This window comes from Acetobacter tropicalis, assembly GCF_001580915.1.
Taxonomy (GTDB): Bacteria; Pseudomonadota; Alphaproteobacteria; order Acetobacterales; family Acetobacteraceae; genus Acetobacter; species Acetobacter tropicalis.
Window position 1 is genome coordinate 1 of sequence record NZ_LHZQ01000215.1, and the last position, 24,962, is coordinate 24,962.

Here is a 24,962-nt window from a genome sequence, read left to right on the forward strand (position 1 = left end):
TGAGGCTGAGGCTGAGGCTGAGGCTGAGGCTGAGGCTGACAAAAAAACGACTTTTGCTGATCTGGAACTCTCCCAGCCTATCCTGCAGGCCATTGCAGATATGGGATACACGCATCCCACCCCCATTCAGGAACAGGCGATCCCGGCCATTCTGATGGCGCGGGACGTACTGGGGGTAGCGCAGACGGGCACCGGGAAAACGGCATCCTTCACGCTGCCGATGCTTGAAATCCTCTCCGACTCGAGAGCCCGTGCCCGCATGCCGCGCTCCCTGATTCTGGAGCCCACCCGCGAACTGGCCCTGCAGGTTGCAGAGAACTTTGTTCAGTATGGCAAATATCTGAAGCTGACCCATGCACTGCTGATTGGCGGTGAAAGCATGGCGGATCAGAAGGAAGTGCTGAACCGTGGCGTGGATGTTCTGATTGCAACGCCGGGCCGCCTGCTTGACCTGTTTGAGCGTGGTGGGCTTCTGCTGAACCAGACACGGATTCTGGTGATTGATGAAGCCGACCGCATGCTGGACATGGGTTTCATCCCCGACATTGAGAAAATTGTAGGGCTGCTGCCTGCCAATAGGCAGACGCTGTTCTTCTCCGCCACCATGGCACCGGCCATTCGGCAACTGGCTGATGCCTTCCTGCATACGCCAAAAGAGATAACGGTTTCCCGCGCCTCTTCTGTTGCCACGACCATTGAAGCAGGTCTGGTGATTGTGGATGAATACAACAAGCGTGAAACCCTGCGCCGCCTGCTGCGTGACCCGGGAATGCAGAACGCTATTGTGTTCTGTAACCGTAAACGGGATGTGGATGTTCTGACGCGGTCGCTCACCAAACATGGTTTTGCCGTGGGCGCTCTGCATGGAGATCTGCTCCAGTCCGTGCGCTTTGCAACGCTGGAAAAATTCAAAAGTGGCGAACTGAAGGTTCTGGTCTGCTCCGATGTTGCGGCACGCGGCATTGACATTGGTGGCCTGTCCCACGTGTTCAACTTTGATCTGCCGTTCCATGCGGAAGATTACGTGCACCGTATAGGCCGCACCGGACGCGCCGGGCGCGAAGGCCACGCCTACAGCTTGGCCACGCCCTATGACAAAGCTCTGGCTGAAGCCATTGAAACCCTGACTGGCAAACCGATTCCGCGCCTTGAACTGGACGGAATTGAACAGTTGGAATGGTCTGAGGAAAAACGTCCTCCCCGCAATAACAACCGGCGGGACAAAGACCGGCAGGGCCGTGAAGGTCGGGCAGAAAGCCAGTCTGGCAACCGGAACCGCAATCGGGCTCCAGCTGCGCGTGACGCCGCTCCGGAACAGGAACGGGCCAGCAACCGGCCTACTCCTCCCGCAGAACAGACTCCGCGCGCCAATGCTCCCAAACCACAGCGGGAACGCCGTGTGCGTGATGAAGCGCCCCCCATGCCTGCCGGTGAAGTGGTCGGCTTTGGCAAGGATGTGCCGTCTTTCATGCTTCTACCACGTCGCACCACCGTGCTGGCTGATCTGCCAGCACCGACGGGTGATGTCTCTGTCACCGAGGAAGAAGCTGTAAAGCTGCATTAACTCGTGACCCAATCAACAGCGGCTCATGATGAGTCTACAACCCTTGATGTCTCCATTCGGTCTCTGGGGGCTCAGGGGGATGGAGTTGCCTCTCTGTCCGATGGCAGCGCGGTGCATGTACCCTATACCCTGCCAGGAGAACTGGTTCGTCTGACGCAGGATAAGGGTGGTCGCTGGACACTCAAAGAAATCCTGACGCAGTCTCCTGACCGTGTTGACCCACCTTGCCCTCTTTTTGGCAATTGTGGGGGGTGTACACTTCAGCATATGGCACTTCCTGCCTTGCTGGCATGGAAGAGTGAGCGTGTTCACGCCGCGTTAAAAAAAGCCGGCTTCCAAACGCTTCCCACAGCAGAACAGCATCAGGTGAAATCCCATTCCCGACGGCGGGCTGATCTGGCCATCCGCCGGAATGGGAAGGATATTCTTCTGGGCCTTCATGCGCGCAGTAGCCACGCCGTGGTGGATTTGACCGAGTGCTCCGTGCTGCATCCAACAGTGGTGAACGCCCTCCCCGCTTTCCGTCAGGTGCTGCGTAGCCTAGAAGGCTTGCGGCAGGCCGGAGATCTGCACATCAATCTTCTGGAATCGGGGATGGACGTGCTTCTCGCCACTGATGGGCCGCTTTCTACCGGCGATCGAACCAGGCTGGCGGCATTTGCCGATTCGCTTTCCATCCCCCGCATCAGTTGGCGGTCCGTATCAAGCAATGCGGAACCTGAAAACGTGGCCCAACGCGGTAGCGTACGCCACAGCTTTGGCTCAGCAACGGTTGCTCCTCCTACCGGTGCCTTTCTACAGGCCACCGCAGAGAGTGAGGCATGGATTCAGGAGAGCGTCATAGCGGCTCTCCCCAAAAAATTGGGTAAACGCGATACTCTTATTGAGCTGTATGCAGGGTGTGGAACGCTCAGCTTTCCCTTAGCCAGCCGTGCACGCGTCCTCGCCTATGAAGGGCATGCAGCCGCAGCCTCATGCCTGCAAGCGGCTACAGGCGGCACACGCGTGACTGCGGAATGTCGGGATCTGAACCGACGGCCCATCATGGGGAAGACGCTCAACACGGCCACCGCCGTTGTGCTGGACCCACCCCACGCTGGCGCCAAATTGCAAATGACGCAAATTGCCGCAGGCAAGCCCAAATCCGTTGTCTATGTAAGCTGTAACCCGGCCGCACTGGCAAAAGATGCAACAGTGCTATTTTCTGCTGGCTACAGCTTGAGCAGCATTAGTGTGATTGACCAGTTTTTATGGTCAGCCGAGGTGGAAGCCGTATGCGGCTTCACACATGAAAGCTCTCGCCGCAGCCGCAGCGGCCTTTCTCGTTCGGGTTGATAAACACAAACCCTTCTTCAAAGTCCGACTGCTGAAAGTCCATTTCCGACCCGATCAGGAATAGTGTCGCCTTGCGATCCACCAGCAAGGTGACGTCCTTGTCCTTGATCACTTCATCCCCAGCAGTTGGCGCATCCACAAATTCCATATCGTAGGCTTTGCCTGAGCACCCTTTGGTGCTGACGGAAATGCGAAGCAACTGGCCCGCATGGGCTGTTTTGTACAGGTGGGTAAGTTGCCGTGCCGCTGCATCGCTCAGACGCATGAGCGGAGGCAGAGCCCTTTTGGCAGGTGACGCAACTGTGGTCTGAGACATCGTTCCGTCCTTTCCTGTTCAGAACATATTCAAGGCGAGACGGGCTTCATCACTCATGCGTGACATATCCCATGGTGGGTCCCACACCACTTCAACATCGGCTGAGGTCACGCCGGGAACCTTCTCCACCGCTTCCTTTACCTGCACAGGCAGTTCCTGCGCGCTGGGGCAGTTTGGAGCGGTGAGTGTCATTTCAATTTTCACGCGGCCATCGTCATACAGATCAATGGCGTAAATCAGCCCAAGTTCATAAATGTTCACCGGAATTTCCGGATCATGCACCGTGGCGATTGCTTCGATAACGGCGTCTTCAGATGCTGCGCCCTCCGGAGAGCTGGCAGCTTCAGGGGCCACGCCATCCGGGGTCCAGCTTTCTACACGCGGCTTTTCAGCCTCATCCGGCTGCCGGTCTTCATCCAGCACCTCCTGAGAAACTGAATCCACGGCATGATTTGTTTCCAGCACGTCAGGAGCATGCAGCTTTTCAGACGTCGACATGAGAAAGCGCCTCCTTTAAAGCGACCCACGGTAGTTCCGCACACCGGATACGAGCCCGATGCGCTCGCAGCGGAGCAAAGGCTTCAAGCTGCTCCAGAGCGGGCGTTCCTGCGGTTGCACTTGTTGCAGGCTGACCATCCTTCTCCACCAGCATGGCGGAAAACTGACGCCCCACCCCTTCAGCCTGAGCAATGTTCAGGCCCGTTATCCGCTCGGCCATCAGATCCGCTGCCGCCAGACAGATGGCGCAGCCGCGGGTGTGATGCCGAACCAGACTGATATGGTCCTGATCAAGCTGAAGTTCCACCCGCGTTTTATCTCCGCAGAGCGGATTTTTGCCTTCCCCGATCTTTTCGGGGTTTTCCAGCCGTCCGGCAAAAAGAGGTTTGCGAGCGCGCTCAACAATCAGGCGATCATAGAGCGCGCCGCTATCCACCGGCATGGTCACACAAAAAAGTTCCTGATCCGCACCAGCGTATCCGCCAGCACGTCAATTTCTTCCTGCACGGTATAGATGCCAAAACTGGCCCGCGCGGTGGCGGTCAAACCAAGGCGGCGCATTAACGGCTCCGCACAATGGTGCCCTGCACGCACTGCAACACCGTTCCTGTCGAGCAGGGTGGCGATATCATGCGGGTGGACATCATCCATGGTGAAAGAGATAACGCCGCCACGGTCCTTTGGTGCGCCAATTACGTTCAGACCCGGCACATCAGCCAGTCGGGTCAGGGCATAGGAGGTCAACGCGGCCTCGTGAGCCGTAATGGCTTCCATGCCGACTTTTTCAACCCAGGAAATAGCCGCCCCAAGGCCAATGGCCTCGATAATGGCAGGCGTACCCGCCTCAAACTTGTGCGGCACATGCGCCCAGGTGGAGCGCTCGAACGTGACAGTGGAGATCATGTCTCCCCCGCCCATGAACGGCGGCATGGCATCCAGCAGGGCCTTGCGTGCCCACAAAATGCCAATACCCGTGGGCCCATAGAGTTTATGGCCGGTGAAGGTATAGAAATCAGCGCCCAGAGCCTGAACGTCCGTTTTGCGATGGACCACAAACTGGCTGCCATCAAAAAGGACCTGCGCCCCGGCGGCATGCGCCATATCGGCAATCTGACGCGCTGGTGTCACGCTGCCCAGCACGTTGGACATATGGGTAATGGCCACAAGAGCAACCTGCCCATCGGACAGAATGTCCTGCAACGCATCAAGATCCAGATCGCCCTCATCCGTAATGGGGGCAATGCGGAGTTCTATGCCAGCGCGGTCCCGCAGCATCTGCCATGGCACCAGATTGGCGTGATGTTCCATTTCGGAAATCACAACAGCCTGACCAGGCTTGAGCAGCGCACCGAAGGAATACGCCACCAGATTGATGGCTTCCGTGCTGTTGCGCGTAAAAACAATTTCTTCACGAGACGGCGCGTTCAGAAAAGCCGCCACCTGATCCCGCACGCCTTCATACGCTTCGGTCGTGCGTTCGCTCATCCAATGCAGACCGCGATGGATGTTGGCATACTGGGTCCGCATGGTGTCAGCCATGCAGTCAATAACAGCGTTTGGCTTCTGGGCCGAGGCAGCACTATCAAGAAACACCAGCGGCCGATCATGCACTTTCTGCGCAAGGATGGGGAACTGCTGGCGGATGGCAGCACTATCAAACTGATGCACCGGCCCTTTTTCCAAAATCGCAGACATTGTTATTCCTCTCCCGTTACCGGAAAGCGAATTTCCATAATGTGCGCTGCCAAGGTCTGTGCCATAGCATCCGGAATCAGAGCCAGAGCTTCCGCCAGAAAAGCGTGAATCAGGATCTGCCGAGCTTCTGCTTCGGGCACGCCGCGGCTGCGCAGATAGAACATCTGTTCGTCATCCAGCGCGCCAACGGTGGCCCCATGGCTGCATTTGACATCATCAGCGTAAATTTCCAGCTCCGGCTTGGCATCAATCTCGGCCTGCTCGGAAAGCAGAAGCGCCTGATTCATCTGATAGCCATCGGTCTTCTGGGCAATACGCTCAACCAGCACTTTCCCCTGAAACACACCGCGAGACTGCCCATCCAGCACATTCCGCACCGTCTGACGGGAGCGGCAATCGGGTGCAGCATGGGTAATGACACTCGTCACATCCCCCACCTGACGCCCCAGCAAGCGCTGCGCGCCATTCACATGCACTTCCGCATGGGGGGCGTTCAGCCGGGCATGGACTTCGTGCCGGGAAAGAGCGGCACCCAGCCCCAGAACAAAACTGTCGTATGAGCCTCGTTCTTCAATCTGGGCATACAACGTCGCCAGACAGGCGGCGTCGTCACTTTCGGTCTGGACTGTGACATGATTCAGCGTGGCGTTTGCCGCAACCGAAAGTTCCATGACCGGATTGTGCAGATAACGCCCCTGCCCACCCTGAACACAGATAAGGGACAGGCGCGCACCTTCTTCAACCGTCACGCTATGGCGCGGGTGGAAAGAAACGGGCTCATCAGCCAATCCGAGAGAAACCAGCAGCACCCGGCCCGCATCCACCCCCGCCGCGACCGTGATTTCAGCACCATCCGTCGCCAAGGCCGCATTCAGGGCTGTCAGTGCATCACGATCCGGGCTGGATAAGGTTCCAAACGCTTCCGTCTTGCCGAAGAAAGACAGACCCACATTCTGGGGCGGAACGGACAGATCAGGCGCGTAACGCCCATTCACAAAGACCAGCCGCGGAAGATCAGCACCTTCTCCCGCTGTCAGTCCCAGCCGATCAAGTTCGGCACGGGCCTGTGCCGCATCAAACTCTTCTGACGGAGCAACAAGCGGGGTTTCATTCAGAAAACGCAGGCTGGTGTATTTCCATGCCTCTACACGGCGATCAGGCAGACCGCTCCTGTGCAGAGCGCCCAAAGCAGCTTTCCGTGCCGGATCTGTTATCGCGTCAAGACGCGCCTTGAACGGCACAAGGGTTGCTGAGGGCTGTTTGATAATTGCGTTCACGCCGCCTCCGCAAGAAACCGGGTATAGCCTTCACTATCAATCTGCTTGGCCAGTTCAGGACCACCAGAATGGATGATCCGCCCTTTGGCCATCACGTGAATGCGGTCTGGCACCAGATAATCCAGCAAGCGCTGATGGTGGGTAATAACCAGTGCAGAAAAGTCCGGGGAACGCAGGCGGTTCACACCTTCTGCCACGATACGCAGGGCGTCCACGTCCAGCCCGCTATCTGTTTCATCCAGAATGGCGAAAGATGGCTGCAGAAGAGTCATCTGCAAGACTTCATTGCGCTTCTTTTCACCACCGGAGAAGCCGACATTCACGTTCCGCTTCAACATGTCCGGCGCCATGGAAAGGGCCTTTGCCGCCTCACGTGCCGTTTTCAGGAAAGCGACAGCATCCAGCTCTTCCTGCCCGCGAGCACGACGCACGGCGTTAACCGCAGTCCGAAGGAAGTTGGCGTTGTTTACGCCCGGCAGTTCGATGGGAGACTGAAACGCCAGGAACAGACCGGCTGCAGCCCGCTCTTCGGGCTCCATTTCCAGCAGATCCTTGCCTTGGAAAGTCACGCTGCCCGCAGTCACCTCATAATCTTCACGGCCAGCAAGCACGTAGGAGAGCGTGGACTTGCCGGAGCCATTCGGCCCCATGATGGCATGGACCTCACCCGGCGGGATGCTCAGATCCACACCCCGCAGAATTTCCTTTTCCTGCCCGTCAGCATCAATCCGGGCACACAGACCGGAAATATCCAAAAACTGGGTCATGTCTTGCCCCTCCTTACCCTACGCTGCCTTCAAGGCTGATCTGCAACAATTTCTGAGCTTCAACCGCAAATTCCATGGGCAGCTCTTTCAGCACATCCCGGCAGAACCCGTTCACAATCAGCCCGACTGCATCTTCTTCCGACAAGCCGCGCTGACGGCAGTAGAAAAGCTGATCTTCCGAGATCTTGGAGGTTGTTGCTTCGTGTTCGATACGCGCGCCCATGTTGCGGTTTTCAATATAAGGCACGGTGTGCGCACCACAGCGGTCACCAATCAGAAGGCTGTCACACTGCGTGAAATTGCGCGCACCATACGCCTTGGGCAATACCCGCACCAATCCGCGATATGTGCTGTCAGACTGCCCGGCACTGATGGTCTTGGCGATGATGGTCGAGCGCGTGTTGCGCCCGATATGGATCATCTTGGTGCCCGTATCAGCCTGCTGATGGTTGTTTGTAACCGCAACTGAATAGAACTCACCCACAGACCCTTCGCCCTGCAGAATACAGGACGGGTATTTCCATGTGATAGCGGAACCTGTTTCAACCTGTGTCCAGGAAATCTTGGAGCGCGCACCACGGCATGCTCCACGTTTGGTCACAAAGTTATAAATGCCGCCCCGGCCATTTTCATCGCCCGGATACCAGTTCTGCACCGTGGAATATTTGATGGAGGCATCTTCCATGGCCACCAGTTCCACCACTGCTGCGTGAAGCTGGTTCTCGTCCCGCATGGGGGCTGTACAGCCTTCCAGGTAAGAGACGGATGCCCCATCTTCCACCACAATCAGCGTGCGTTCAAACTGCCCGGTGTTACGGGCATTGATCCGGAAGTAGGTGGAAAGCTCCATCGGGCACCGCACCCCTTTGGGCACGTATACAAAGGAGCCATCCGTAAACACGGCGGAGTTCAGGGCCGCATAGAAATTGTCCCCGGCAGGAACCACGGTGCCCAGGTATTTACGCACAAGATCCGGGTGCTCTTTCACGGCCTCGGAAATGGGGCAGAAAATCACACCGGCTTCTTCAAGCGTCTTGCGGAAGGTGGTGACCACAGAAACACTGTCAAACACCGCGTCCACCGCCACAGGCGGGCGGGCCGTTTCACCTTCCGGCAATTCCACACCGGCCAGAAGTGCCTGTTCATGCAACGGAATACCCAGCTTCTCGTAGGTCCGCAGCAGTTCCGGATCAACTTCTTCTAACGATTTGGGGCCGGGCTTCTTCCGGGGTGCGGCGTAGTAATGCGCATCCTGGTAATCAATGGGAGGATACGCGACCTTGGCCCATTTGGGCTCTTCCATCTGCTGCCACGCGCTAAAGGCCGCAAGCCGCCATTCTAGCAACCATTCCGGTTCTTCCTTGCGGGCTGAGATCAGGCGGATGGTGTCTTCATTCAGGCCCTTGGGGGCGAGATCCATGTCAATGTCGGTCTCGAACCCCCATTTATAGGAGGACTGCCCCAGTTTTTCGACTGCTTCACGCGTTTCGGTTACTGCTGGCATAACTCAAGCCCCCTCACGTTCTGCATTGGCGCAGGTCTGCACATTCGGTTTCAGGAACGTAGAACCGCACCCGCTTTTCTGACGCATCGTTTCCAACGAAATGGCCTCCAGAGTGTCCCGAATGGCCTGGTTGATGGTGTCCCATGTCCCGCACATCCCGCAGGACACGCCGGTATCACATTCTCCACCATCCACACACGCGGTGAGCGCAATCTTGCCATCCACTGCGGCAATGACACTGGCCACGGAAATCTCGGACAGCGGACGCGCCAGCCGATAACCGCCTTTTGCCCCCCGCTGGGACAAAACAAATTTGTGGGCCGATAAAACCTTGAGCACCTTGGCCACAGTTGGTTCCGGCACGCCGGTTTCAGCCGCCAGCGCAGGAGAGGTTACAACGCCATCCTGCTCACCAAGGTTCACAAGTATAACGACCGCATAGTCAGCCAGCCGGGAAAGTTTCAGCATTATCCTGCATCACCTGATTGGAGACCTGTCAGGTCCTGTTTCAGACACATGGAGCCAAGGACACCAAACGTCAACCCAAAACGAACGCATATATCCAAGGCGCGCGAACGTGATGAGCCATCCATGCCTCTATTGTGCATTCAGCCCGAACAACAGGCGCAGAACGGCAAACAGCAGCGCTCCCACCCCGAATCCGACCAACGTTCCATTGAAGCGCACGTATTGAAGGTCCTTGCCCACGCGCAGCTCCAGCTTTTCCGCAATCTGCACGGCGTCCCAGCCAGCCACCACACGCGCGATGAAGTCTGCCATACGCTCCCTTACAAAAGGGAGCGTCTTGAAGGTGGCTTTGGTAACGCCATCCATAATGCGTTTGCGCAGCACCGGATCATGCCGTGCCTGCGTGGCCATGCGGGAAAGAGCCTCCTCAACAATAGAGGCAATGCGGCCATTGGGGTCTTCCACATCGGCTTCCACCAGTCTGCGGAAGCGCTGCCATATATCAGCCCACCAGACCACCACACTCTCGTGCGACAGAACCCCCAGAACAGCCTGAGAAATTTCCTTCCCGCGTTCCGGATCTGTTTCAATACGGTCAATCTGCCCACGCACCCAGGTAGTAAAGCCCTCACGCAGCGTAGAGTTCTGGGGGTCTACCCGTTCCAGTTCCTTGCTGGCCGCCATCAGCACACGGGTCGCAATGGAGCCGCCAATGGCCCACCCGAGAATACGTCCTCCCTGCTCCCGCACCCTGTCTTCAATCATGGTGCGCAAAGCGCCTTCCTTTGCCTGCAAACCATCCTTGATCTGCCCCAGCAGATAAGACAGCACTTCCTGATGCCGATCATCATCCACCAGACTGCGCAGAGCCTTGGCCACAATGGGAGCCAGATTGCTTCCGCCCAGCAGACGGGGAAACACCTTGCCAATGGCCCCGCTGGCACGGCCATCTTCCAGCCGGTCCAGCATCTGCGGCATGGAAGAAAGCAGTGACCGCGTTATAGTCTCCCTTACCGCCGGATCATCCAGCATGTTCGCCAGAAAGCTGGGCACGTCCACCTGCCCCAGCACGTTGGAGACTTCTTTTTCTGTAAAGACCTGCCCGGAGACAAAGCGCCCCAACGCCCGGCCAAGCCGCTCCTTCTGGGCCGGCAGAATCGCGGTATGCGGAATAGGCAGCCCCATGGGGTGCCGAAACAGCGCCACAACGGCAAACCAGTCCGCCAGACCACCAACCACGCCTGCCCGCGCCCCGGCACGCAGCATTTCCAGCCAGACTCCATCCTTCACCCATCCGGCAGCAGGTGCAGCATAACCGACAACCGTAAGCCCACCCATGAAAACCAGCAGGCCTGTTGCGGCACGCTGGTAGCGTTTCAGGGTTTTTCGGGCAGCAAGATCGCTATCATTCTGAGGGTATGACGTCATGACATCTTGGATAGCACTCTCCATCCCTCACCCCAAGAGTGTGTGAAGCAGTTGCGGGCAATGAGCAGACATGAAACTGTAAGCTGGTCGGTTACCTCATAAATAATTGCCAAACAGTGGACGACGCCTCATGGACTATAGTTCTTTTCCGCCTGCTCTTGCCTCCCTCCTGACAACCATACGGAGGGATGCCGATGATGCCTCCAACCCTGTTATGGCCATGGCGCACATGGTTGGAATGGCGCTGGACGATGGCAGATTAGGCCATGAGGACATTGCCGAGCTGGTACGCACCTTGCGGGATGCCGCTTTTTTACGGCGGGCGGGGCGACTACACCGCTATGTAGGTGGCGCAGGACAGGACGCCACACACCAGAGACTAAAGATGTGTGTGGAAACCCTTCTGGCAAATCTGCCTGCCAATACCCCAGAAGCCTTTACCCAAGCAGTCTCCCCAACCCGGTTTGCGGCGGTTTTTACGGCTCACCCCACCTTTGCTGTTAATAATGATGTCTATGCCGCGCTGGCAGAGTGCGCTTCTCAACCCGTGCTGCCGGACAAAGCCCCTTACTTTGAAACGCATCGGCGAAGTGCGCCGCCTACTCTTAATGAAGAATTTGATCTGGCCACGCAGGCCATTGCCCGTGCACGGGACGCCATTGATCTGTTCACGGCCCAGTTGCTGTCTGCCGCCAGAAAGCGCTGGCCCGAAAGCTGGCACACACTTGCCCCGCAACCCATTATTGTCACCAGTTGGGTGGGGTATGATACTGACGGTCGTACGGATATTGGTTGGTGGGATACGCTGCGCCTGCGCCTAAGCATGAAGCTATTTCAGCTTGAACGGCTGGCACAGCAGCTCACGGTAAGCGGTGCCTCTGCGCCTGCCCTTCAGGCCCGTCTGAGCCGGGCCATCAGCATTGTGAACGAACAGATTGAAGCAACGCCCGCCAGCCCGGACCCGCAGGCAGTTGCCCGGTTTGCAGATCTGTTGGTCAACCACCACGCAACAGCCCTGCAAAGCGCTTCAGAACTAGCAACGGACCTACAGGACGCCATTGCTGCCGCAGAACCACAGGCTCAATTGCCTCTGGCCGTCGCCCGCGCGGGTTTTCTGGCGCATGGTCTGGCACTGGCGCACACACACGTGCGCCTGAACGCCACGCAAATTCATAATTTTGTGCGCCAGAAACTGAATCTTCGTGATGATCCCGGCAACCCGGCACATCGCAGGGCGCTGTTAAACCGTGTCAATGAAGCGCTGACACAGGTTACGCCGGTGGCGGTGGATTTCGGTGCACTCCTGTCCGACCCAGCCACAGCCGGGCGCCTGATGATGACCATTGCCCAGATCATCAAGCATATTGATGCTGATACGCCAGTACGCTTCCTGATTGCGGAAACGGAAACGGGTTACACCCTGCTTGCTGCCCTTTGGGCTGCAACGCATTTTGGCATTGCAGACAAGATCGAAATTTCCCCTCTATTTGAAACTGAAGACGCTCTGGCAAATGGTGAGCGTATTGTAGAAGAAGCACTGCGCTCCCCCTCCTGGCGAGACTATATACGCCGCACGGGCCGCATAAGCTTCCAGTTCGGCTATTCTGATTCTGGCCGTTATATCGGCCAACTTGCCGCAACAAACCTGATCGAGCGACTTCGCCTGAAAATCCACGAACAGCTTGTTTTGTGGAACCTGCAAGATGTTACAGTTATTTTCTTTGATACTCACGGCGAGAGCATTGGCCGTGGCGCCCATCCTTTCCGGATGGCGGACAGATTGCATTATCTCTCACCCCCATATGTGCGGGAGAAATTTTCCGAAACTGGCATTATCTGTCGGGAAGAAACGGCTTTTCAGGGAGGCGATGGCTACCTTCTGTTTGGAACCCCGGAACTGGCCGGAGCAACCATTGCGTCCATTGCGGAAAATCTTTTCACACCGCTGAGTTCAGCAAGCGACCCGGTTTATGAACAGCCCGACTTCTCCGCCGATTTCTTTTCCAGTATTTCTGAAGGCATGACGGCTCTGGTGGCGGACCCCGGATATGCTGCCCTACTGGGGGCTTTTGGCCCGGCTCTTATAGATCGCACTGGGTCTCGTCCTCCAGCCCGGCAAAGTGCGGAATCTGCCACAGGGTCCCGCCTGAGCCATCCCAGCCAGCTACGCGCCATACCCAACAACGCCATTCTGCAACAGCTAGGCTGGTGTGCAAACACTTTGCAGGGGCTGGGTTCCGCTGCCCGCAGGCATCCGGATACATTTGAAACGTTCAATACCTCCAGCCCACGTTTTCATAGAGCGCTTGATTTTGCACAGCACGCACTCGCCAGTTCTGATGATCGCGTTCTGAAATGTGTCATTCAGCTTTTGGACCCAGGCTTCTGGCTGGACCGCGCCACAGCAGAGCCATCCAAAGCGCGGCGTGCGGCTTTCCTTTCCCTTATGAAAGATCTGGAAAAGCTGAATTTCTCCGCCGATCTGCAAGCCATGTTCCGCCGGATTCAGGCTGATCATCTTGCCCTACGTGAAGCATGGGAAGATGCACCTCATGGATCAGACCGCCTCCGGGTGCTTCATGCGGTGCGTATCGCGCTTATTGAACGTATCTGGCTTCTGGCGTGCCGGATTCCTTTCTTCATGCCGCGCAGCGGCTTTAACCGGGAGGCCATGATGCAGCAGATCCTGTGTCTGGAAATTCCGGCTGTTTTGAAAGAAATGGATCATATTTTTCCTTCCGGCACTGCCGCGTCAGACCTTGATTTTTATGAACCCCGCGGCCCACGGGAAGAAAGCATCTATATTCGTGAACATCGGGAAATTTTTATTCCCATGCGCGAGATTTTTGAACTTGTTCGTGAAATCAGTGTCGCAGTCATGCACGATATTGGAGCCTTTGGCTGAACAGCCCGCCTCTCACACCGTTTTCTTACAAAGAAAAAAGCCCCCGGAAAATCCGGGGGCTTTTTTCATTCAACCATCTTCCTACATGCCTAACGACCACCCAGAAAACTTTCCACGGACAGAGAAAACAAAAGAGGATTCTGCAGCAACGCAAAATGACTGGTAGAAGGCAGTATAGCGAGACCGGCATTTTCAATTGCAGCGGCAATCTGCTCCACCTGTGTGCGGTCCACCACTTCATCATGATCCGCCGCAACAGCCCATAATGGTGCTGTAATGCGCACAAGATCCGCATTGGTCCACTGCGGAGCCTGCCGATGCAAAGCCCGCAAATCATCTCGAAGATCTGAAAAACTGCCCGACCGTGACAAACGTTTATAGTCTGCTTTTGCACGGCCCATGAAAGACTTGATCGCCTGTGCATTCTCGCCTGAGGCCAGCAGTCCATCAGGTGTCATGCGGGGCGCAAATGCGAAAACCCGTGAAACCGTGCCCGGATGTCTCATAGCTACATTCATGGCTTGTACGGCTCCATCTCCCCACCCCACAAAGGCGGCGTTCCGAAGCCGGAGATAGGCCATCAACGTGACCACATCATCGGCCAGAAGATCATAACTTAATGGCAGTGTTCCCATGGTACTACGGCCGTGGCCCCGTGCATCCATCACCACCACGCGGCACCGCGCCCGCAACAGAGAGCGGGCAAGATCACTCATGTAGTCAGAATGGGCCAGACCATCATGCAACAGGATCACCGGAACACCTTGCCCGGCAGAGACAAAATAGATCTGGGCACGCCCCTGCCCGGGCACAAACCCTGTATCCACCTGCTGCCCACCAGCCTCGTTCTCCAGTGGGGTGGGCGTGGGAGGCAGCGCATGCCAATCATACACGCCATTAATGGGAGGCAATCTATCTGGAGAAGACGATGCCAATGGAAGAGACATTTGCTGCGCATACGCGCGCTGCGCTGCCATTACTCCCGCCGCACCCAGGCTTGTCGTCAAAAGCCGCCGCAATGCCTGTCTGCGGTCTAAAAGGCGGAAATCGCCCTTTCTTTCCGCTTCTCCGCCCACGACTGCAAGGGATTGCCCGTGCTGGTTTTCTCCTGACTGGGATGCAGGCCGCTCTGTTTTTTCCGCCACTTTCTACCTCTCCTGCCGACAGGCTCTCCTGCTCAAGATTAAGCGACCTTCCACAATCAGGGCCAGTGTCTTTTTTATAAAGACACCTTACCTGCCACCGTTCTCTGGCATCCATAACGCGCCACACGAGTCAGCAACCGGAACCCCTCAGCCAAACGTAGCGTTTGCCTTGTCATATAGATGCAACGCCGGGATAAACCTCCTTATCCCTCGAATATTTTGATTTTTTATCTTTTTCTCGCTTCACGCCTGCAAGGAGCCTCCACTATGACTGAAACACCCCCTCAGACACGCGCAAAATCGCATCCAGTGCTGATAGGGTTAGGCTCCTTCCTGCTGGCCATTATTCTACTGATTATATTCTGGTCTTGGGACTGGTTTGTCCCATTGGTCAATTCCCGTGCCAGTGCAATGCTTCATCGCAAGACCACCATTGAGCATCTGCATGTTGCGCTCGGGCGCGTCACGACCATTCGGGTGGAAAACCTCAAGATTGAGCAACCAAAGACCTTTGCTCAGGAAAAAAATCTGTTTGCTGAGTCCAAGGAACTTGCCGTTTCAGTTGATGTCTGGTCCTACCTGTGGCATCGCGCACTTCATATCCCCCTCATAGCCCTTACAGACCCCAAGGCAGACATTCTCGCCCGCAAGAACGGCGAAAACAATTATACCTTCACTGAAGATGGCAAACCCGCGCCGGCAAACGAGAAGAAGACGGATCAAGCCAGTAGCCTCCCTGATATCGGGGAGTTACGCATTACCAATGGTGCGTTGCATGTTCGGCATGATCCCTTACAGGCTGACATGCAGATGGGAGTGGAAACCACGCGGCCAGAGGGCAATAACCGCGGCTCACTGCGCCTCACCGCCAAAGGACGTTACGCTCAGCAGCCTATTACGGCGCGTTTTGTAGGCGGAACCGTTCTTTCCTTTGTTGCGGATAAAGAGCCTTATCCGGTTGATCTGTTTGTACAAAATGGCCCCACGACGGCTACCCTGAAAGGGGACGTTGTTCACCCACTCACACTCGGCGGGGCTCGGCTTAAACTGCATTTTGCCGGGCCAGATATGTCCTTACTGTATCCGCTGACCGGCGTGCCCATTCCCCGCACCCCCGCCTACAGCATTGCTGGCACCCTGAACTATGCCCGCGATCATATTGTTTTCAAGGATTTTGAAGGCAAGATGGGCACCAGTGACATTGGAGGCACCATTGAGGTCAACCCTCATGAAAAGCCCATGTCTGTGCAGGCAAACCTCCATTCCAAACAAGTGAACCTTGTTGATCTGGGTGGCTTTATTGGCGCGAAGCCAAACAAGACAAAGGCCGAAGAAAAAGCGGAAGCCAAAAGCAATACGGTGCTGCCTGATACCCCCATCAATATTCCTAAACTGAATGCCGTGAACGCACACGTCACCTATCGTGGGGCGCATATCGAAAATCAGAAAGTGCCGCTTGATAATATTGACGCCGAATTTTTTGTTACTGATGGCGCCATTGATCTGAAACGCCTGAATTTTGCGGTTGGACAGGGCACTCTGGCCAGTTCCGCTACGCTGAAACCAGACGGCAAGCTGTTTGATACCACGGCGCGGATTGATTTTGCCCGCATTGACCTTTCGCGCATCATGCAGGCCACCGCCGATTCAAAAGCACAGGGTATTATTGGCGGCCATATGACCCTCAAGGCAAAGGGCAATTCCATTGCCTCGCTGATGGCGGCCGGCAATGGCGGCCTTACGCTGGTTCTGGATCAGGGGGGAGATATTACCGCCATCCTGCCCAATGTGCTGGGCCTGCAGCTAGCGAACGCCGTTCTCAGCGCACTGGGCTTGCCGTCCCATACAGATATCCGCTGCTTTATTGCGGATATGCCGCTCAGGAACGGCATTGTTTCAACCAATACCCTGCTGCTTGAAACCGGAGAAGCCCGCACACTTGGCAAAGGCACCATCAATTTCCGCACGAACAAGCTGGATTACGCCCTGACCACGCGTTCACAGAAGCCGACAATCGCGTCACTACCCGGCGCATTTCATATTACCGGCCCCATTAAATCCCCCACTGTTCTTCCCGGCGCTGAAATTCTTGGCCGCGCCGCCGCAGCGACCGGACTTGGATTTGTCTTTCCCCCGCTTGCCTTGCTTCCAACCATTCAGATTGGCGTAGGCGACAAATCTCTGTGCAGCCGCGCTGTTCAGGAAGTAAATACTAATCCCGCTGCCGGCATTGCTCCCGGAGCCCTTTCCCATGCCCGTGGTTCGGCGGGGAAACAAAAGGTACCTTCTTCCACCAAAACCCGCACGGTTGACGGCAAGAAAGCAGTCTCCAGCCAGAACAAGAAAACAGGGCAGAAACACATGACACCTGCGGAAGTACGGGCCGCATGGGAGGCAAAGCTCAAGAAATAGACAAACCACTTTGTATGCTGGGTCATTCCTTCTGCTGAACAGGGGGTGACCCAGAAAGTGCGAGGGCTTCCTTAACCACTAATAAAAACAACAACGAAGCATCAAATGAAGGTTTTGAAAAACCTCTCTCCAGACTTTCTGCCTTTTGCAATTATCAACGGGTTACGAGTGTAATGTGATCGAAAAAAGAAGGATTTTTAGATCCTCTATCAGATCATCAAGAAGCACATCTCAAACTGGTGTCTTAGCGCCACACTAAAGTCAGATGCTGTTTATGGAAATAATGCAGGATTCCCTCCACCCACCAAGGCGCTGTGGCCAGATCAAACTCCCCTGTCATAAGGGAATCTGAATTGGTCACATGGCCTGTTGGCGGCATGTAGAGGGTCATTGCCTGACCTGCCCCATGTCCGGACTGCCATGTATCTGCCCGATCTGCGATGACCTGCTGCCGCATCTGCCAATCCGCCCTGATGTCAGGCAGCCTGTAAGCCAGCAGGCAGGCAAGAGCAGCAATCAACGCTCCATACGTAACGGCACGCATACGGCTGGAAACCGTTACACCGCCCAATGTTACAAGAGCCAGAAAATAGGCGGCCTCACGCAGGTTGTTGTGGCGAGTGCAGCATAATGTACCGAACTCATAATAGCCGAGCACAATGGTGCTATAGGCTCCGCCCAACAAGGCACCGATCCACAACCAGCAGGCGCGATTCCGAGGAACCTCCCGGTTTTGGCCCAGCATAAAAATCAGCAGAAAAACGATCACTGCAAGAGACACCCACAAAGACAAGCCGGGAATGTGCAGGATTTCGAACAGGAAACTGCGCGTTGCTTTCAGCATGCTGGGCATCCAGTGCCCCCCCAGGCCACTGGCTGGATCAAACACTTCGCTTTTGGTGCCCAGCCGATGCGTTGCATTCACCAAAACGACAAACGCAGCCGCCAGAAATGGGAAACACATGGCCCGTCCATAACGGGACGTGCGCACTCCGTACAGCACCATGCAAGCCATGGTATAAATCAGCACGGTCAAGGCCCCGGCCTCCTGACTCCATGCGGCAGCTACCAACACAAACACCATGACCCAACGGTGTCTGGTGGCATCGCCTCTGTGCAGGATACTTGCCGCCGCCAATGTGGCCCAGCATGGCACATAGCTGGCGGCTCCCATGGGCCAGTAAAACATTTCTGCCTGCCCGCAGAGCAGCAAAGAAACAGCGAGTAGAACACAGGCCAGAAGTCCGGCTTTTGCCTGATGGCTCACTCTTCCCGCCCACCAGAGAAGAGCCACTGCCCCACCCCACACAGCCAGCAGAAACGGAGCGACAAGAGGGGTGCCATGCCAGTCTGCCAGCCAGAGGTAACTGGCGCTTACCATCTCCCCTATCGGCCTGGGGCTCCAGGATGTGATCCGCCCAAGCACCCCGGCCAACCCCTGCTCACGCAGCATTACTCCAAGACCGTATTCATCCCCCTGCCAGCGGGCCAGAGGTGTCAGTCCAGCATAAAGCGCCAACACCAACAGGACGCTAAGCCATGCAAATAGGAAAAGGATTTTTTGGGAAGCGAAGACTCTCACAACCAGGAACATCCTGTTCTGACAATGGAAAAGAAACAGCAGGTAATGCAGATACAAAAAAAGCCGCTCCAAATGGAGCGGCTTTTCTGAAACTCTGTCACCAGAAAGAAGATTACTTGGACTGAGCCATGATTTCTTCTGCCACGTTGCGCGGCACCGGATCGTAGTGATGGAACTGCATGGTGAAGGATGCACGACCCTTCGTCATGGAACGCAGGTGAGAAATGTAACCGAACATTTCTTTCAGCGGCACATGAGCACGCACCATAACCGTGGAACCAGACGTTTCCTGGCTCTGGATCATGCCACGACGGCGGTTGATATCACCCACCACGTCACCAACGTGATCGTTCGGGGTGGTTACTTCCACATCCATGATCGGTTCAAGAATAACCGGACCAGCATGCTTCATGCCTTCACGGAAACATGCCTTTGCCGCGATTTCGAACGCCAGAGCGGACGAGTCAACGTCATGGTACTTACCGTCAAGCAGCGTGAACTTGAAGTCCACCGTCTGGAAGCCTGCCAGAACACCCGTGGAAGACTGAACGCGAATACCTTTTTCAACCGCAGGAATGTATTCCTTCGGCACGGTGCCGCCGACAACCTTATTTTCAAACTGGATGTCTTCGTTCCGTTCAAGCGGTTCGAAAGCAATCTTCACTTCAGCGAACTGACCGGAACCACCAGACTGCTTCTTGTGGGTGTAGGTTTCAGTATGCGGCTTGGTGATGGTTTCACGATACGCCACCTGCGGCGCACCAACGTTTGCATCCACGCCATATTCACGACGCAGACGGTCGATGATGATGTCGAGGTGCAGTTCACCCATACCGGACAGAATGGTCTGACCGGTTTCCTGATCGGTCTTCAACTGCAGGGAAGGATCTTCACCAGCCAGCTTCTGTAGGGCCAGTGTCATCTTTTCCACGGCGTCCTTCGTTTTCGGTTCAACAGAGATGTCGATAACCGGAACCGGGAAGGTCATGCGTTCAAGGATAACCGGATCAGCCGGATCTGCCAGCGTATCACCCGTCTGGCTGTCTTTCAGGCCAACAAACGCAGCAATATCACCAGCGTGAACTTCAGTCAGTTCTTCACGCTTGTCAGCATGCATCTGATAGATACGGCCAATACGTTCCTTGTGGCCTTTGGTGGTGTTCAGCACGGTATCACCCGTTTTCAGAACGCCACGATAGACGCGCACAAAGGTCAGCGTGCCGTATTTGTCGTTGATGATCTTGAACGCAAGACCAGCAAACTTGCCATCGGGGTCGACCGGGATGATGGGCTGGGCGTTTTCGTTTTCTTCTTCACCTTCCGGCGGAGCGCAACGAATGCCTTCAACGTCATCAGGAGCCGGCAGGTAATCGATAATGGCGTCAAGAAGCGGCTGAACGCCTTTGTTCTTGAAGGCCGTGCCACACAGAACCGGACGGAATTCGCCGGAGATGGCACCCTTCTTGATGCAGCGCTTCAGGGTTTCAACAGAAACATCGCCGTTTTCGAAGTACTCTTCCATAGCCTTGTCATCGACAGCCAGAGCGGTGTCGAGCAGGTTCTGGCGGGCTTCAGCAGCCTTTTCCTTCAGATCAGCCGGAATTTCCTCATCATGGAACTTCGCGCCCAGTTCACCGCCTTCCCAGACGATGGCCTTCATTTCAACAAGGTCCACAACGCCGAGGAACTGGTCTTCCGCACCAATCGGCAGTTGCAGCGGGATAGCAACGATATCCAGCTTTTCTTTCAGCGTGTCGAATGCACGGTAGAAGTCTGCACCGGTACGGTCCAGCTTGTTGATGAAGATGATGCGCGGCACCTTATAGCGGTCAGCCAGACGCCAGTTGGTTTCAGACTGCGGCTGAACACCGGCCACACCTTCAATGATGAACACGGCACCATCGAGCACGCGCAGCGAACGGTTCACTTCGATGTTGAAGTCGATGTGTCCGGGGGTATCGATGATGTTGATGCGGTGGTCGTTCCACACACAGGTCACGGCAGCGGAGGTAATCGTGATACCGCGTTCACGTTCCTGGGCCATGTAGTCAGTGGTGGTGTTGCCTTCGTGCACTTCACCAATTTTGTGAGACACGCCGGTGTAGTAAAGGATACGTTCAGTCGTGGTTGTCTTGCCCGCGTCAATATGCGCGGTGATCCCGATATTGCGGATCTTTGACAGTTCGGATTTGGCGGACACGAAAACCTCCAGAAAACAGGTCAGGCGCGATGGAATTTCCTTCGCGCCTGTGGCCGCCGAACACCGTGCTGGCACCTGAGAAACCCAGATAGCCCGGCTGCCGGAAACCGGCCGATAGACGTAAGGCGCTGACACCCTGCCAGACGCCTGAACCACAGAAACCGGGCCGGTCAGATCATGACAGGTCCGGAAACTGCAGAATTAGGCAGAACCCCTGAATCAGGCGCCAGCAGCAGCCTGCTTTTTGGCCTGAACGCGCAGCACACGGCGTTTGATCACCTGTGCTTCTTCCGGCAGCTTGCGGTTAGGCGTGCTGGTCAGGAAGGCGTCAAGGCCACCATTGTGCTCAATGGTGCGCAGGCCGCGGGTGCTGACACGCATACGCACAGCAGTGCCCAGCGTTTCAGAGGTCAGGGACGCTTCCTGCAGGTTAGGCAGGAAACGACGACGGGATTTGTTGTTGGCATGGCTGACGTTATTGCCGGTCAGCACGCCTTTGCCGGTAATCTGGCAGCGACGGGACATTGTCTCATCCTTGTCTAATAGAAACAGAGGGCCGAGACAGATTTTGCCCGGCGACCACATTCAGGATTGGCGCGGCTTATGGCTGAGCCACGGCCTTCCGTCAAGGGTTGACCTCAGGCTTTCTCGCTTTCAGGGCCGTTTTCTCCGGCCATGGAAGCATGAACATCCCCTGAGCGCACACTCTGAGCGGCTGAATCAAGAATGCGCAGAATGGTATCCTTGTCCATGCTGCGCGCAAGCAAACCCAGCGAACCACCCAGCAAGGCTGAGGCAATAGCCAGCGGGGGCTGCTTTTCCTTGATCAGGTGCTCAACCGCACTTTCAATGACCACAGCGCACCGGGCCAGATCATCTGGCACTTCGGGAGTAGTGCCAGACGCGGGTGTATTTCCTGCCGTATCCGTCATGAAATCTTCATCCTTTTCTTTCCTAGCAAGGATACGCCGAGCCTTCCCGCCGCCTTGCGATTCGTCTCCATGCGGGCCGTCTCCCTAGCGGGACACAGCCTCTGCCAGACGCTCTGTAACACCTTCCGCACCCTGAGCAGCCCACATGGCTGCATAGTGCCCTCCTGCGGCAAGCAGGGCCTCATGCGTGCCACGTTCAAGCACACGCCCCTGCCCCATCACCAGAATCTCATCCGCGTCCACAATGGTGGACAGTCGGTGAGCAATCACAAGTGTGGTGCGCCGTGCGGAGACGGTTTTCAGAGCAACCTGAATCTCCTGTTCGGTATGTGTGTCCAACGCGCTTGTGGCCTCGTCAAGCACAAGAACGCGTGGGTCTTTCAAAATCGTTCGGGCAATGGCCACGCGCTGCTTTTCACCGCCAGAAAGCTTCAACCCACGCTCGCCCACCTGCGTATTATACCCCTCAGGCAGGGACATGATGAAATCGTGAATCTGGGCCAGCCGTGCTGCCTGCTCCACCGCGCTCGGGCTTGCATCAAGGCGACCATAGGCAATGTTGTAGCCTATGGTCTCGTTAAACAGGACGGTATCCTGCGGCACCACACCAATGGCCGCGCGCAGATCTGCCTGCCGATAGGCCCGGACATCATGACCGTCCACCATCACCGCGCCGGACCAGACATCATAAAACCGGAACAGCAAGCGGCTGATGGTTGATTTGCCAGCCCCTGTGGAACCCACAATCGCCAGTTTCTTGCCAGGTTGGGCAACAAAGCTGACCCCATGCAAAATCTCGCGTTCTGGGCCGTATCCAAAACGCACATCCCGGAATTCCACTTCTGCGGCGTCCGAATCCTGAAGGTGCGCGGCAATGGGCAGCGGATGAAGAGAATCAGCGACCTCCACATCTTCTTCCACCAGCCCAAACATGTGCTCCAGATCAACCATGGCGGTGCGTATGGCTGAATAGACAGACCCCAGAAAATTCAGTGGCCCATAAAGCTGCAGCAGATAGGTGTTCACCATCACGAACTGCCCCACGCTGATTCGCCCGGCTTCCACATCCCGTCCGGCCAGCAGCATGATAAGCGTGAGAGCAACCGCAATAATGGCGGCCTGCCCAAAGTTCAGCAGGCCAAGGGAATACTGGGTCTTGCGGGCCGCCTGCTCATAACGGGCCTGTGCGTTATCATACCGTTTTGCCTCATGGGCCTCGTTGCCAAAATACTTGACGGTTTCATAATTCAGCAGGCTATCCAGCGCCTTGCCGGTTGCTTCACTATTCGTTTCGTTCATCTCGCGGCGGATGCCCAGACGCCATGCGGTGAACTTCACCGTAAAGCCAATATAAGCGGCGATCATCACCCCGATCAGCACCACATAGCGCCAGTCAAACACCCGCCAGATCACCACAGCCACCAACAGGGCCTGCAAGATGGTGGGGGAAAGAGACATGCCCATGCGCAACAGGGTTTCCACCCCTTCCGTGCCGCGTTCAATGGCACGGGTCACGCCACCGGTGCGGCGGTCAAGATGGAAGCGCAGGGAAAGCTTGTGCATATGCTCAAAGCTGCGGAAGGCGGTCTGCCGTGCCACGCGGAAGCGCACAGGGGCAAAAAGGGAATCGCGCAGGTTGGTCAGGGCGGCCGAAACCAGCCTGACCAACCCGTATCCGATAATCAGGGCAACAGGCGCCAAGGCCAGACTCTGGTGATGGGAAAGCCGGTCCACCACCTTGCTGTAGGCCAGAGGCACGGCAAGGGTCGCCAGTTCTCCCCCCACCATGACCAGCAGGACCAGAATGACGCGCCACCGCAGGCTCCGGTTTTCACGGGGCCAGAGATACGGCAAGAGACGAGAGAGCGTGACGGAAGCCGACTGTTCTGGCGGCCCGGAAATACGACGTTGACGAGGTGACATAAGCCGGATGTGACATGCCTTCCGTATTTTGCAACCCCGCTGCACCTTGCCACTGCCGCGCGCAGACCAGATATAAAGTTGCGTAATCCTCTTTTTTCTTCACCAGCACGACAGGATTCTGAATGCCGTCCGACGATATGCCTTTTCTTCGTCATCTCAGGCTGTGCAACACCGCCGTCGTGCCCGGAGACCGTTTTCCTTTCTCGCTTGGCGGCAAACCGGCTGGCTGGATTGATCCGGCCATCGCCGATCGGCTTGAGCAGGAAGGTCTCGGCTCCCGCACCAAGGGATTTGCCCTTGCCAACCCGGCGGAACTGGAAGCGCTGGGGGAAAAACTGGCTCAGGAAGGGTTTTACCGATCACATCATGAACTGTTTGATGTGATGACTGATCTGGACCAGCCTGTGATTGCCCGTATTGACCGGGGGGCCCTGCCACTGTTCGGTTTGGTGGCAATCGGTGTGCATATGAACGGGCTGGTCCGCAAATCGGACGGACTTTATCTGTGGACAGGCCGCCGCGCCCGCAACAAGCGCTTGGACCCCGGCAAGCTGGACCATCTGGTGGCAGGCGGGGTGCCAGCGGGCCATTCCCCTGCTGAGGCTTTGCTGAAAGAAGCGGCTGAAGAAGCGAGCATTGGCCCGGAACTGGCCGCACACGCCAAGGAAGTGGGGCGGATTCTCTACGCTCTCAACCGTCCTGAAGGGCTGCGGCGCGATATCCTGTATTGCTATGATCTGTTTCTGCCGGAAAGCTTTGAGCCCGTTGCGGCTGACGGAGAAGTGGAATCCTTCAGCCTGATGAAGCTGGAAGATGTGTTCGCACTGGTGCGGGACACCGACGAGTTCAAATTCAACGTGAACCTCGTGCTGATTGATCTCTTCCTACGCCATGGACTGATTGACCTGCACTCCGCCGAGGGCCGTGCCTTGCAGGACGGGCTGGCGCGTGGCCTCTCCCCGGCGAGTCCGGGCAAGGAGCATGTCACAGTACCCGCCTGAAACGGCAGCC

Annotated in this window: 20 protein-coding genes; 5 read left to right on the forward strand and 15 right to left on the reverse strand. The window is 56.4% G+C overall.

The features are described 5' to 3' along the window. The first annotated feature begins 61 nt into the window (after positions 1-61). Together AD944_RS11525 and AD944_RS11530 are read left to right on the forward strand one after the other, a co-directional pair. Positions 62-1,564 carry a DEAD/DEAH box helicase gene (locus AD944_RS11525; protein ID WP_248845819.1) on the forward strand — a complete coding sequence of 501 codons (1,503 nt, stop codon included), beginning with the start codon at positions 62-64 and terminating at the stop codon, positions 1,562-1,564. A gap of 3 nt (positions 1,565-1,567) precedes the next feature. Then, entirely contained in the window at positions 1,568-2,899 is a 1,332-nt protein-coding gene (locus AD944_RS11530) for a class I SAM-dependent RNA methyltransferase (RefSeq protein ID WP_045542217.1), read from the forward strand. Here AD944_RS11530 and AD944_RS11535 read toward each other — a convergent pair. From AD944_RS11535 to AD944_RS11575, 9 genes are all read right to left on the reverse strand, one after another. Beyond that, a complete protein-coding gene (locus AD944_RS11535; RefSeq protein ID WP_045542218.1) occupies positions 2,847-3,215 on the reverse strand; it encodes a HesB/IscA family protein in 369 nt (122 codons plus the stop codon). The genes AD944_RS11530 and AD944_RS11535 overlap by 53 nt on opposite strands. Before the next feature lie 18 nt (positions 3,216-3,233). After that, positions 3,234-3,713: an SUF system Fe-S cluster assembly protein gene (locus AD944_RS11540; protein ID WP_006558279.1), complete on the reverse strand. Its 480-nt coding sequence runs from the start codon at positions 3,711-3,713 to the stop codon at positions 3,234-3,236. Beyond that, positions 3,700-4,155, reverse strand: a complete 456-nt coding sequence (gene sufU, locus AD944_RS11545; RefSeq protein ID WP_035380863.1) for a Fe-S cluster assembly sulfur transfer protein SufU — start codon at positions 4,153-4,155, stop codon at positions 3,700-3,702. The genes AD944_RS11540 and sufU overlap by 14 nt, the downstream gene beginning before the upstream one ends. A 2-nt stretch (positions 4,156-4,157) precedes the next feature. Further along, positions 4,158-5,408: a cysteine desulfurase gene (locus tag AD944_RS11550; protein ID WP_045542219.1), complete on the reverse strand. Its 1,251-nt coding sequence runs from the start codon at positions 5,406-5,408 to the stop codon at positions 4,158-4,160. A gap of 2 nt (positions 5,409-5,410) precedes the next feature. After that, positions 5,411-6,685: a Fe-S cluster assembly protein SufD gene (gene sufD / locus AD944_RS11555; protein WP_045542220.1), complete on the reverse strand. Its 1,275-nt coding sequence runs from the start codon at positions 6,683-6,685 to the stop codon at positions 5,411-5,413. Continuing rightward, entirely contained in the window at positions 6,682-7,452 is a 771-nt protein-coding gene (gene sufC, locus AD944_RS11560; RefSeq protein WP_006558283.1) for a Fe-S cluster assembly ATPase SufC, read from the reverse strand. The genes sufD and sufC overlap by 4 nt, the downstream gene beginning before the upstream one ends. A 13-nt stretch (positions 7,453-7,465) precedes the next feature. Then, the gene (gene sufB / locus AD944_RS11565; protein ID WP_006558284.1) at positions 7,466-8,956 is read right to left on the reverse strand and encodes a Fe-S cluster assembly protein SufB; all 1,491 of its coding nucleotides are present in this window, start codon (positions 8,954-8,956) and stop codon (positions 7,466-7,468) included. Positions 8,957-8,959: 3 nt separating this feature from the next. Continuing rightward, positions 8,960-9,424: an SUF system Fe-S cluster assembly regulator gene (locus AD944_RS11570; protein WP_006558285.1), complete on the reverse strand. Its 465-nt coding sequence runs from the start codon at positions 9,422-9,424 to the stop codon at positions 8,960-8,962. A 129-nt stretch (positions 9,425-9,553) separates the two neighbouring features. Beyond that, positions 9,554-10,852 (reverse strand): DUF445 domain-containing protein, encoded by a 1,299-nt coding sequence (locus AD944_RS11575; protein WP_045542221.1) that lies wholly within the window; start codon positions 10,850-10,852, stop codon positions 9,554-9,556. Between the two features lie 130 nt (positions 10,853-10,982). Here AD944_RS11575 and AD944_RS11580 point away from each other — a divergent pair, with 130 nt between their 5' ends. After that, on the forward strand, positions 10,983-13,757 hold the full coding sequence (locus AD944_RS11580; protein ID WP_045542222.1) for a phosphoenolpyruvate carboxylase: 2,775 nt from the start codon (positions 10,983-10,985) through the stop codon (positions 13,755-13,757). Between the two features lie 89 nt (positions 13,758-13,846). Here AD944_RS11580 and AD944_RS11585 read toward each other — a convergent pair whose 3' ends face one another. Continuing rightward, entirely contained in the window at positions 13,847-14,902 is a 1,056-nt protein-coding gene (locus AD944_RS11585; protein WP_052427157.1) for an alpha/beta fold hydrolase, read from the reverse strand. 267 nt (positions 14,903-15,169) lie between these two features. On the opposite strand from AD944_RS11585, the gene AD944_RS11590 reads away from it, so the two are divergent. Next, positions 15,170-17,314 (forward strand): AsmA family protein, encoded by a 2,145-nt coding sequence (locus AD944_RS11590; RefSeq protein WP_045542223.1) that lies wholly within the window; start codon positions 15,170-15,172, stop codon positions 17,312-17,314. A 244-nt stretch (positions 17,315-17,558) separates the two neighbouring features. Here the strand turns inward: AD944_RS11590 and AD944_RS11595 are convergent, their stop codons facing one another. The 5 genes from AD944_RS11595 to AD944_RS11615 form a co-directional block, all read right to left on the reverse strand. Further along, positions 17,559-18,839, reverse strand: a complete 1,281-nt coding sequence (locus AD944_RS11595) for a hypothetical protein (RefSeq protein ID WP_145912821.1) — start codon at positions 18,837-18,839, stop codon at positions 17,559-17,561. Between the two features lie 169 nt (positions 18,840-19,008). Continuing rightward, on the reverse strand, positions 19,009-21,096 hold the full coding sequence (gene fusA, locus AD944_RS11600) for an elongation factor G (protein WP_035381054.1): 2,088 nt from the start codon (positions 21,094-21,096) through the stop codon (positions 19,009-19,011). 219 nt (positions 21,097-21,315) lie between these two features. Beyond that, positions 21,316-21,621 carry a 50S ribosomal protein L28 gene (gene rpmB / locus AD944_RS11605; protein WP_006558293.1) on the reverse strand — a complete coding sequence of 102 codons (306 nt, stop codon included), beginning with the start codon at positions 21,619-21,621 and terminating at the stop codon, positions 21,316-21,318. Positions 21,622-21,734: 113 nt separating this feature from the next. After that, entirely contained in the window at positions 21,735-22,028 is a 294-nt protein-coding gene (locus AD944_RS11610; RefSeq protein WP_035380876.1) for a hypothetical protein, read from the reverse strand. A gap of 84 nt (positions 22,029-22,112) precedes the next feature. Further along, the gene (locus AD944_RS11615) at positions 22,113-23,951 is read right to left on the reverse strand and encodes an ABCB family ABC transporter ATP-binding protein/permease (RefSeq protein ID WP_145912822.1); all 1,839 of its coding nucleotides are present in this window, start codon (positions 23,949-23,951) and stop codon (positions 22,113-22,115) included. Between the two features lie 122 nt (positions 23,952-24,073). Between AD944_RS11615 and AD944_RS11620 the strand changes: the two genes are divergently transcribed. After that, the gene (locus tag AD944_RS11620) at positions 24,074-24,952 is read left to right on the forward strand and encodes an NUDIX hydrolase (RefSeq protein WP_045542226.1); all 879 of its coding nucleotides are present in this window, start codon (positions 24,074-24,076) and stop codon (positions 24,950-24,952) included. Positions 24,953-24,962 lie beyond the last annotated feature (10 nt).